Here is a 10,839-nt window from a genome sequence, read left to right on the forward strand (position 1 = left end):
GCGGGAGCAAGCTCCCTCGCCACAGGGGGCCGGTGCGTCCTACAGGTGGATTTTGGCCTAGAAAATCTTCTCTATAGTTCGGGTTCGTCTGCTGGCTTTGGTCAGCGGGCCCGGGTTTCGCAGCCCACTGACAAAACAGTCAATGACACCGAACACATCGGTGACATCCTGGACCCCGTCAACCACGCTGGCCGAACACAGGCATTGTGGAGTGGGGATCCCGGCATGGATGCGGGGATAGCCGCGCGGTGCCCCGAACACTTCATAACGAACAATACTCGCTTCACGCCAATGGCTTGCGCCTGAATCGAGGTGCAACCGAGTCATAAAGAGCGGCAAGCCTTCCGCCATCCCACTCCGCCCGCATGCCCTTTAGCAGCTCCCCATCGATACGATGCTCATTGATCGCCAGTGCCTGGTCCATAGCATCGGCGATTCGCTCAATAATCAGCGCGGGTTTATCTACGCCACAATGCTTGCGACCGAACTCGATCAGTTGCTGCCGATCAGGATAAGTCTTCACCTTGTTCATCTTGATCGCCAAGGTCCGATCCACCAACGAGCGGCCAGACTTGGGGTTGTAGTGTTCATACACCGTTGTAGTGGTGACATCAAAAACCGGTGCCAACCGCACGGTTTCCAGTGCGTCGGGATGTGTATAAATAACCCCGAAGTTTTTCAGGTGGGCATCCCCATTACGCACCATGACCGAGAGGCACACCGAAGAAAAAAAGCGCTCCAGTTCGCGAACCGGCTCAGCATGCCGGCATACCTGATTCACTACTGCCGCAAGGGTCTCGTAACTTTGGGAATATTTGTAGTTGTCATGGGGGTCTTTGTACAAGCCAAGGAGCACTGCCATGTCTTCAAATCCCAGGCGCCCGGAGGGGGTCAGGTCGAACCGCTCCATTACAAACAACTCACCGTTTTCCGACAACCAGAATGGTGGAGTTTCCAACCCGGCCAAACGAGCTGCTTCCAGACACAGGAATTCATTCTGCGCCAGGTGGGCATACTCCTCGGCGCCAGACTTCACGATCAGATCGGAGCTGGGCATGGTTTTTCGATCGCCCGTCAGCTTATCCAAGTCAGGCACCAGTACCTTGGGTTGGACGCCCGAAATACCAGACTCAAAATAAGTATCAACAAGGAAGTCAAAAACACTTTGTGAAGTATCCGCCGACAGAATGTCCTGCAACCCGACCTGAGCCCGCACAGTCGTCAAGGCCTCGACAGGGTTGACGTAACTGAGTCGACCGATCTGATTGCCCCCTATCACCGATAGCAGCCGCATGTCGTCGACCTGCATGTGTCTGGCCATACGACGCTTGATCTGGTCGGCCAGAAACCCCTCGGGCACGTTCATATCAAAGATGGGGTGAAGGACGTTGCTGACTGAAGGCGTAGGGTCATAGGGCATGACCAACGAAACCTCCCGAGGCGCCTCGGCGCTCGCATAAGCGAACGAAAACTGCGAACCTTTGGACAAGTCGCCGCTATAACCTTGCGGTGTCATGACATTGAGCAGCTTGACCTTACTCATCATGCTCTACCAGATCAGCGAGGGATTTGAGGTCAATCCGCTTGTCGACGATTTCCAGCGCCATCCCCAACGCCGATACGACTCGAAACAGGGTGTACACGGCCACGTTTTCACCGGCCTCTAGATCGATGATCGTTTTGCGGCCGCAGTTGGCTTTCTCAGCGAGCTGCTGTTGGGTATAACCCTTCGCACGGCGTAGTGCACGCACCCTCTCGCCAAGAACTGAAGGGTTTAGAATCAGCATGATGTCACCTATAGCGGACTTTTTAGCTTTAAAATCTAATTATGTCCTTTATAGCGGACATTTCAAGCGCGTTGTGCCTGCCAATCTCCAAGGTCAATTCCACGCACAAAAAAACCCGCATCGCTGCGGGTTCTTTTTGACGCTTGAGCCTTAGTTCACCTTGGCGTTCAATTCACCCTTCAAATACCGCTGATACATAGCCTCCAGAGAGATTGGCTTGATCTTGGAAGCATTACCCGCAGTACCAAAAGCTTCGTAACGAGCAATACACACATCACGCATCGCAGTCACAGTGGCACCGAAGAACTTACGCGGATCAAACTCACTCGGATTAGTCGCCATCAAACGACGCATAGCACCGGTAGAGGCCAGGCGCAGGTCGGTGTCGATGTTGACCTTGCGCACGCCGTACTTGATGCCTTCAACGATTTCTTCAACCGGCACGCCGTAGGTTTCTTTGATGTCACCGCCGTACTGGTTGATGATCGCCAGCCACTCTTGCGGAACAGAGGAAGAACCGTGCATCACCAGGTGAGTGTTGGGAATGCGCTTGTGGATTTCCTTGATGCGGTCAATGGCCAGCACGTCGCCAGTAGGCGGCTTGGTGAACTTGTAGGCGCCGTGGCTGGTGCCGATGGCGATGGCCAGGGCGTCGACCTGGGTCTTCTTGACGAAGTCCGCGGCTTCTTCCGGGTCGGTCAGCATCTGACTGTGATCCAGCACGCCCTCGGCGCCGATGCCGTCTTCTTCGCCGGCCATGCCGGTTTCCAGCGAGCCCAGGCAACCGAGCTCGCCTTCCACCGAGACGCCGCAGGCATGGGCCATGGCGACGGTCTGCTGAGTGACGCGCACGTTGTACTCGTAGTCAGTCGGAGTCTTGCCGTCTTCGCCCAGGGAGCCGTCCATCATGACCGAGCTGAAGCCCAGCTGGATGGAGCGCTGGCAGACGTCAGGGCTGGTGCCGTGGTCCTGGTGCATGCACACCGGGATGTGCGGGAATTCTTCGATGGCAGCCAGGATCAGGTGACGCAGGAACGGCGCGCCGGCGTATTTGCGGGCGCCGGCCGAGGCCTGGACGATCACCGGGGAGTCAGTCTTGTCAGCGGCTTCCATGATGGCGCGCATCTGCTCAAGGTTGTTGACGTTAAAGGCTGGAACGCCGTAGCCGAACTCGGCTGCGTGGTCCAGCATCTGACGCATGCTGATAAGTGCCATTAGTGTGTCTCTCCCGGTCGAGGGTCGTTAATCGTGCCAGCCTGCCGGAGCGGCGGCGGCTATTCAAGTCATTGCAGGTCGGGGGTGGGTCCGACCTGTGTGTTCGGTGAAGCAAAATCTCGAAACTGTAGAGGACCCTGTGGGAGCGAGCCTGCTCGCGATGAAGGCCTGACAGTCAACATCACTGGTGCCTAATACATCGCTATCGCGAGCAGGCTCGCTCCCACATTGGATCTCTGTTGAATCAGTCAGCCTTACAACCCCGGCCAATCAAGTCATTGGTGGCGACCCAGTACACCAGGCCTTCCTCACCTTTGACGTGAAACGCCAGCATGTCGTCGCTGTACAGCGTACCCGATGCGCCCGGCTCTTCCTTCAGGTGATAGACCTGCTCGGCACCGCCGAGGCGAACGTCGACTTCCTTGCGGGTGTCATCGGTATAGCGCCACAGTACCTTGGCCTGGCTGTCACAGGTCCAGGTTGTCCAGCCCTCTACTACAGGCTCGGACGAACGAAACCGATCCAGCTGTGCACAACCGGCCAGCATTGCCAGCGCCACAACGGCAATAAAGCCTTTCATCCGTGTTCCTCGACTGACAGCGCAGGCCGCCAGCCATGAGTTAATGAGTCAGACCCGTCAAGGGCAACCATGTTCCTTGGCCGGGACCTGCGTCTCGTATTTATCCAGGCCGTCCGGCCCGGAACGCTTATTGAGCACCGGGTTGGTTTCGGCCTGCCACTCGGCCTGGTAGCAACCGGTTTTCGGCTCGCTGGGAGTAATCGCTTCCGGTGCGGCTTGCGGGTGGCTCCCGCAAGCCGCCAGGGATGCGGTCAGCAACAAAAGCGCCAACGTCTTGACCATCACAACACTCCTTTGCCTGGTCAACAAAACCTCAGGCCTTGGCCCGGCTTTCCAGGACTTCCACGGCTGGCAGTACTTTGCCTTCGACGAATTCGAGGAACGCACCGCCGCCGGTAGAAATGTAGGAGATCTGCTCGGCCACGCCATATTTATCGATGGCTGCCAGGGTGTCGCCGCCGCCAGCGATGGAGAAAGCGTCACTCTCGGCGATGGCCTGGGCGAGCACCTTGGTGCCGTTGCCAAACTGGTCGAACTCGAACACACCGACCGGACCGTTCCACAGGATAGTCTTGGAGGATTTCAACAGTTCGGCGAAATTGGCTGCAGTTTGCGGGCCAATGTCGAGGATCATGTCGTCTTCGGCCACGTCAGCGATCAGCTTGACGGTGGCGGTGGCGCTTTCGGCGAACTCCTTGGCAACCACCACGTCCACCGGCAACGGCACGCTGACCTTGGCGGCGATTTCCCGGGCGGTGTCCAGCAGGTCCGGCTCGTACAGGGATTTGCCGACCGGGTGACCGGCCGCAGCAAGGAAAGTGTTGGCAATGCCGCCGCCGACGATCAACTGGTTGCACACCTGGCTCAGGCTGTTGAGCACATCGAGCTTGGTGGAAACCTTGGAACCGGCCACGATGGCGGCCATCGGCTGGGCCGGGGAGCCCAGGGCCTTGCCCAGGGCGTCCAGTTCGGCGGCCAGCAGCGGGCCAGCAGCGGCCACTTTGGCGAACTTCGCCACGCCATGGGTCGACCCTTCGGCGCGGTGAGCGGTGCCGAACGCGTCCATCACAAACACGTCGCACAGGGCCGCATACTGCTTGGCCAGTTCGTCAGCGTTCTTTTTCTCGCCTTTATTGAAGCGCACGTTTTCGAACAGCACGACATCGCCGGCCTTCACGTCCACACCGCCCAGGTAGTCAGCCACCAGCGGTACGTCACGGCCCAGGGCTTTGCTCAGGTAAGCGGCGACCGGCTTGAGGCTGTTTTCGGCTGAGTATTCGCCTTCGGTCGGACGACCCAAATGCGAGCAGACCATCACGGCCGCACCTTTTTCCAGGGCCAGCTTGATGGTCGGCAGCGAAGCCAGGATGCGCGCGTCGCTGGTGACAACACCGTCCTTGACGGGAACGTTGAGGTCTTCGCGGATCAGTACGCGCTTACCTTGCAGATCGAGGTCGGACATCTTCAACACGGTCATGGGTCGCAATTCCTGGGTAACTGTTTAGTGAGCAGGTTTTTTTGAATCAGAGAGCTGAGAAACAGAAAGCGAAGTCGCTGCTTGCAGATAATGTTCAGCGACATCCAGCATTCGGTTGGCAAAACCCCATTCATTGTCGAACCAGGCCAGGATGTTCACGAGCCGCGGCCCGGAAACCCGGGTCTGGCTGGCATCGACAATGGCCGAATGGGGGTCATGATTAAAATCACAACTGGCGTGAGGCAACTCGGTGTAGGCCAGCAGGCCTTTGAGCGGGCCGCTGGTGGCGGCTTCGCGCAGAATCCGGTTGACCTCGGTGGCGTCGGTATCGCTCACGGTCTGCATCGTAATGTCGAGGCAGGACACGTTGACGGTCGGCACCCGCACGGCTTTGGCCTGAATTCGCCCCGCAAGTTCCGGCAGCAGCCGCTCAATGCCACGCGCCAGACCAGTGGACACCGGAATCACCGACTGGAACGCCGAACGGGTCCGACGCAGGTCTTCATGGTGATAGGCGTCGATCACAGGTTGATCGTTCATCGCCGAGTGGATGGTGGTGATCGACACGTACTCCAGGCCAATGGCCTGGTCCAGCAGGCGCAACAGCGGCACGCCGCAGTTGGTGGTGCAGGACGCGTTGGACACCAACAGCTCATCGCCGGCCAGGCAGTCCTGGTTTACGCCGTAGACGATCGTGGCGTCCACATCCGCTTCGCTGGCCATCGGCTGGGAGAACAACACCCGCGGCGCGCCGGCCGCGATGAAACGCTGGCCATCTTCACGGGTGTTGTAGGCGCCGGAGCATTCAAGCACCAGGTCGACACCCAAGGACGCCCAATCGATACCTTCGGGGGTGGCACTGCGCAGGACTTTCACGCAATCGCCATTAATGTGCAGACAATCGCCCTCGACCCGCACCTCGCCCGGAAAACGGCCGTGGGTGGAGTCAAAGCGTGTCAGGTATTCAATGCTGGCCATGTCGGCCAGATCGTTGATCGCCACAATCTCGAACCCGGCCTTGGCCCCTCGCTCGAACAACGCACGCAAGACGCAACGACCAATCCGGCCGTAGCCGTTGAGTGCAACTTTGTAGGGACGCGGTTGGGGCATGGGGTTCTCTGACTTGGGTGAATCCATGAATAAGGCGCTGCACATTCCATTGTCATCGCGGGCAAGCCTTGCTCCCACAGGATGCATTTCCCTGTGGGAGTACACATCCTGTGGGAGCAAGGCTTGCCCGCGATAGCGTCAGAACAGGCGATACATTCCTGGACTTAGTCTTCCAACAACTCTTCAGCCTGACCCAGGATGTTTTCCAGGGTAAAGCCGAACTCCTCGAACAACGCCGGCGCAGGCGCCGATTCGCCGTAGGTGGTCATGCCGATCACGCGACCTTCCAGGCCCACGTACTTGTACCAGTAGTCGGCGTGAGCGGCTTCGATGGCGATCCGGGCGCTGACTTGCAACGGCAATACCGCTTGCTTGTAGCCGGCGTCCTGGGCGTCGAACACGCTGGTGCACGGCATGGACACCACGCGTACGTTGCGGCCCTGGGCAGTCAGTTTGTCGTAGGCCTGAACGGCCAGGCCGACTTCGGAGCCGGTGGCGATCAGGATCAACTCAGGTTCGCCAATGCAGTCCTTGAGCACATAGCCGCCGCGGGTGATGTCGCCGATCTGGTCGGCATCGCGGTTCTGGTGCTGCAGGTTCTGGCGGGAGAAGATCAGCGCCGATGGACCGTCGTTACGCTCGATGGCGTATTTCCAGGCCACTGCCGATTCCACGGCGTCACATGGGCGCCAGGTGTCCAGGTTCGGCGTGCAGCGCAGGCTTGCCAGTTGCTCGATCGGCTGGTGAGTCGGGCCGTCTTCGCCCAGGCCGATGGAGTCGTGGGTGAACACATACAGCACGCGCTTCTTCATCAGGGCCGACATGCGCACTGCGTTGCGGGCGTATTCCATGAACATCAGGAAGGTAGCGCCGTAAGGCACCAGGCCGCCGTGCAGAGCCACGCCGTTCATGATCGCGCTCATGCCGAACTCGCGAACGCCGTAATACATGTAGTTGCCGCTGGCATCTTCGGCGCTGACGCCTTTGCAGCCCTTCCACAAGGTCAGGTTGGAACCGGCCAGGTCGGCCGAACCGCCGAGCAGCTCCGGCAGCAGAGGGCCAAAAGCGTTGAGGGTGTTCTGGCTGGCCTTGCGGCTGGCAATGGTTTCGCCTTTGGCGGCGACTTCAGCGATATAAGCCGAGGCTTTTTCAGCGAAGTCGGCAGGCAGCTCGCCGCTGAGGCGACGGACCAGTTCATTGGCCAGCTCAGGGAACTCGGCGGAGTAGGCGGCAAAGCGCTGGTCCCACTCGGCTTCGGCAGCGCGGCCTTTTTCCTTGGCGTCCCACTCGGCATAAATGTCTGCCGGGATTTCGAACGGACCATGTTCCCACTTCAACGCAGCGCGGGTCAGGGCGATTTCCTCGGCACCCAGTGGCGCGCCGTGACAGTCTTCCTTGCCTTGTTTGTTGGGCGAACCGAAACCGATGGTGGTCTTGCAGCAGATCAGGGTCGGCTGGGCGCTCTTGCGCGCCGTCTCGATGGCGGTCTTGATCTCTTCCGGGTCATGGCCGTCGACATTGCGGATGACCAGCCAGTTGTAGGCTTCGAAGCGCTTGGGGGTGTCGTCGGTGAACCAGCCTTCGACTTCGCCGTCGATGGAGATGCCGTTGTCATCGTAGAAAGCGATCAGCTTGTTCAGGCCCAAGGTGCCGGCCAGGGAGGCGACTTCATGGGAAATACCTTCCATCATGCAGCCATCACCCAGGAACACGTAGGTGTGGTGATCGACAACGTTGTGGCCGGGGCGATTGAACTGCGCTGCCAGGACTTTTTCCGCCAAGGCAAAGCCCACGGCGTTGGCCAGACCCTGGCCCAGTGGGCCGGTGGTGGTTTCCACGCCGGGGGTATAGCCATATTCCGGGTGGCCCGGGGTGCGGCTATGCAACTGGCGGAAATTCTTCAGGTCATCGATCGACAGGTCATAACCGGTCAGGTGCAGCAACGAATAGATCAACATCGAGCCGTGGCCGTTGGACAGCACGAAGCGGTCACGGTCGGCAAACGACGGGTTGCTCGGGCTGTGCTTGAGGTAGTCGCGCCAAAGCACCTCGGCGATATCCGCCATACCCATAGGGGCACCGGGATGGCCGCTGTTGGCTTTTTGCACGGCATCCATGCTGAGTGCACGGATGGCATTGGCACGCTCACGACGGCTGGGCATCGCTGATCTCCTGGGTTTTGAATGGTGGAACCGAAAAAAGGCGAGCATTTTCCCTCACCCACCCGCCCCGGGGCAATGACAGATAGTCATCCAGGGGCTTTTTTCCGGTGGATAAAGTCGCATTCGCCAGGTGAAACCTTTCCGCTGATGGGTTGTAGAGTCAAGCACACCTCGGCAAGTGCCATTTATCGAGCAATATCAAAACTTTTTGATATTGACCTTGCGGTGATCCATACCCCTCACTAGACTGCCGCCCTATGAATTTACGCGTGCCTTCCATTCGCCATGATGATTGCGATGAGCTGGCGGCCCTTTGCAAGGCCGGCGGCGATCCGCTGCGGCTCAATGTATTGCGCGCCTTGGCCAACGATTCGTTCGGCGTATTGGAACTGGCGCAGATCTTCGGCATCGGTCAATCCGGCATGAGCCACCACCTCAAGGTCCTGGCCCAGGCCGACCTGGTGGCGACCCGTCGTGAAGGCAATGCGATTTTTTACCGCCGCGCCCTGCCCCATACCGATCTGCTGGGCGGCAAGCTGCATGCCGCGTTGCTCGAAGAGGTGGATGAGCTGGACCTGCCGACAGACGTGCAGGCCCGCATCGCCCAGGTACACGGGCAGCGAGCTGCTGCCAGCCAGGATTTTTTCGCCCGGGTGGCCGAGAAGTTTCGCGCCCAGCAGGACCTGATTGCCGGGTTGCCGCAGTACCGTGAAAGCGTCGTAGCGCTGCTCGACAAACTGGGCTTCGAGCCCACCGCCACGGCCATTGAAGTCGGCCCTGGCGACGGTGCGTTTCTGCCGGAGCTGGCGCGGCGTTTCAGCCAAGTGACGGCGCTGGACAACAGCCCGGCCATGCTCGAGCTGGCACGCCAGGTATGCGAACGTGAAACACTGGCTAATGTCAGCCTGCAACTGGCCGATGCCTTGAATGGTGTGAGCCTGCAGGCCGATTGCGTTGTATTGAACATGGTGCTTCACCATTTCGCCGCGCCGGCCGATGCGCTCAAGCACATGGCCGATTTGCTGCAACCGGGCGGTAGCCTGTTAGTGACAGAGTTATGCAGCCACAACCAGAGTTGGGCCAAGGAGGCCTGCGGTGATCTCTGGCTGGGGTTTGAACAGGACGATCTGGCCCGTTGGGCCACCGCTGCGGGCCTCGTGCCCGGGGAAAGCCTCTATGTGGGCTTACGTAATGGTTTCCAGATCCAGGTCCGCCATTTTCAGCGACCGGCTGGCGACACTCACCATCGGTAACTTGTAGGAAAACATCGAGATGAGCGAATACTCCCTTTTCACCTCCGAGTCCGTGTCTGAAGGGCATCCGGACAAAATCGCCGACCAGATTTCTGATGCGGTGCTGGACGCCATCATTGCTGAAGACAAGTTCGCCCGCGTGGCGTGCGAAACTCTGGTGAAAACGGGCGTGGCGATCATCGCTGGCGAAGTCACCACTTCAGCCTGGGTCGACCTGGAACAGATCGTCCGTGACGTCATCCTGGGCATTGGCTACAACAGCTCCGACGTCGGCTTCGATGGCGCGACCTGCGGCGTGATGAACATCATCGGCAAGCAGTCCCCCGACATCAACCAGGGTGTTGACCGCGCCAAGCCTGAAGACCAGGGTGCCGGCGACCAGGGTCTGATGTTCGGCTACGCCAGCAACGAGACCGACGTGCTGATGCCAGCACCGATCACTTTCTCGCACCAGTTGGTTCAACGCCAGGCTGAAGCCCGTAAATCCGGCCTGCTGCCTTGGCTGCGCCCGGATGCCAAGTCCCAGGTGACTTGCCGTTACGAAGGCGGCAAGGTTGTCGGTATCGATGCCGTCGTACTGTCGACCCAGCACAACCCGGAAGTGTCCTACAAAGACCTGCGCGAAGGCGTGATGGAGCTGATCGTCAAGCACGTACTGCCTGCCGAGTTGCTGTCCAAGGACACCCAGTTCCACATCAACCCGACCGGCCAGTTCATCATCGGTGGCCCGGTAGGTGACTGTGGCCTGACCGGTCGCAAGATCATCGTCGACAGCTACGGCGGCATGGCCCGTCACGGCGGTGGCGCGTTCTCCGGCAAGGATCCATCGAAGGTCGACCGTTCGGCGGCCTATGCCGGTCGTTATGTGGCCAAGAACATCGTCGCCGCCGGCCTGGCCGAGCGCTGCGAGATCCAGGTTTCCTACGCCATCGGCGTTGCTCAGCCTACCTCGATCTCGCTGAACACCTTCGGCACCGGCAAGATCGGCGATGACAAGATCATCAAGCTGGTTCGTGAAGTGTTCGACCTGCGTCCGTACGCTATCACCACCATGCTCGACCTGCTGCACCCGATGTACCAGGACACTGCTGCCTACGGCCACTTCGGTCGCACGCCGCAAACCAAGACGGTCGGTGACGACACCTTCACCACCTTCACCTGGGAAAAAACCGACCGCGCCGACGCCCTGCGCGCCGCTGCCGGCCTGTAAGACCCGCTGGTACGAAAAGCCCCTGGCGACCCAGTCGCCAGGGGC

10 protein-coding genes are annotated in these 10,839 nt (G+C 59.6%); 2 read left to right on the forward strand and 8 right to left on the reverse strand.

Features of this window, described 5'->3' with window-relative positions; all coding sequences use genetic code 11:
- Window positions 1-283: 283 nt before the first annotated feature.
- The 8 genes from HU811_RS19745 to tkt form a co-directional block, all read right to left on the reverse strand.
- Window positions 284-1,543, reverse strand: coding sequence for a type II toxin-antitoxin system HipA family toxin (locus HU811_RS19745; protein WP_186657609.1), 1,260 nt, complete (start codon window positions 1,541-1,543; stop codon window positions 284-286).
- Entirely contained in the window at window positions 1,536-1,787 is a 252-nt protein-coding gene (locus HU811_RS19750; RefSeq protein ID WP_186657611.1) for a helix-turn-helix transcriptional regulator, read from the reverse strand. Before HU811_RS19750 ends, HU811_RS19745 begins: the two co-directional genes overlap by 8 nt.
- Before the next feature lie 150 nt (window positions 1,788-1,937).
- The gene (gene fba / locus HU811_RS19755) at window positions 1,938-3,002 is read right to left on the reverse strand and encodes a class II fructose-bisphosphate aldolase (RefSeq protein WP_003177554.1); all 1,065 of its coding nucleotides are present in this window, start codon (window positions 3,000-3,002) and stop codon (window positions 1,938-1,940) included.
- 244 nt (window positions 3,003-3,246) lie between these two features.
- Entirely contained in the window at window positions 3,247-3,582 is a 336-nt protein-coding gene (locus HU811_RS19760) for an MliC family protein (protein WP_047230408.1), read from the reverse strand.
- A 57-nt stretch (window positions 3,583-3,639) separates the two neighbouring features.
- Entirely contained in the window at window positions 3,640-3,864 is a 225-nt protein-coding gene (locus tag HU811_RS19765; RefSeq protein WP_092401605.1) for a hypothetical protein, read from the reverse strand.
- Between the two features lie 31 nt (window positions 3,865-3,895).
- Window positions 3,896-5,059, reverse strand: coding sequence for a phosphoglycerate kinase (locus tag HU811_RS19770; RefSeq protein WP_092401602.1), 1,164 nt, complete (start codon window positions 5,057-5,059; stop codon window positions 3,896-3,898).
- A gap of 24 nt (window positions 5,060-5,083) precedes the next feature.
- Window positions 5,084-6,169: an erythrose-4-phosphate dehydrogenase gene (epd, locus tag HU811_RS19775; protein WP_186657613.1), complete on the reverse strand. Its 1,086-nt coding sequence runs from the start codon at window positions 6,167-6,169 to the stop codon at window positions 5,084-5,086.
- A gap of 164 nt (window positions 6,170-6,333) precedes the next feature.
- Window positions 6,334-8,331 (reverse strand): transketolase, encoded by a 1,998-nt coding sequence (tkt, locus tag HU811_RS19780; RefSeq protein ID WP_092401596.1) that lies wholly within the window; start codon window positions 8,329-8,331, stop codon window positions 6,334-6,336.
- Between the two features lie 257 nt (window positions 8,332-8,588).
- Between tkt and HU811_RS19785 the strand changes: the two genes are divergently transcribed.
- On the forward strand, window positions 8,589-9,584 hold the full coding sequence (locus HU811_RS19785; protein ID WP_092401593.1) for an ArsR/SmtB family transcription factor: 996 nt from the start codon (window positions 8,589-8,591) through the stop codon (window positions 9,582-9,584).
- A 19-nt stretch (window positions 9,585-9,603) separates the two neighbouring features.
- The gene (gene metK, locus HU811_RS19790; RefSeq protein WP_047230414.1) at window positions 9,604-10,794 is read left to right on the forward strand and encodes a methionine adenosyltransferase; all 1,191 of its coding nucleotides are present in this window, start codon (window positions 9,604-9,606) and stop codon (window positions 10,792-10,794) included.
- Window positions 10,795-10,839: the final 45 nt, after the last annotated feature.

Source organism: Pseudomonas tehranensis, assembly GCF_014268615.1.
In the GTDB taxonomy this organism is placed as follows: domain Bacteria; phylum Pseudomonadota; class Gammaproteobacteria; order Pseudomonadales; family Pseudomonadaceae; genus Aquipseudomonas; species Aquipseudomonas tehranensis.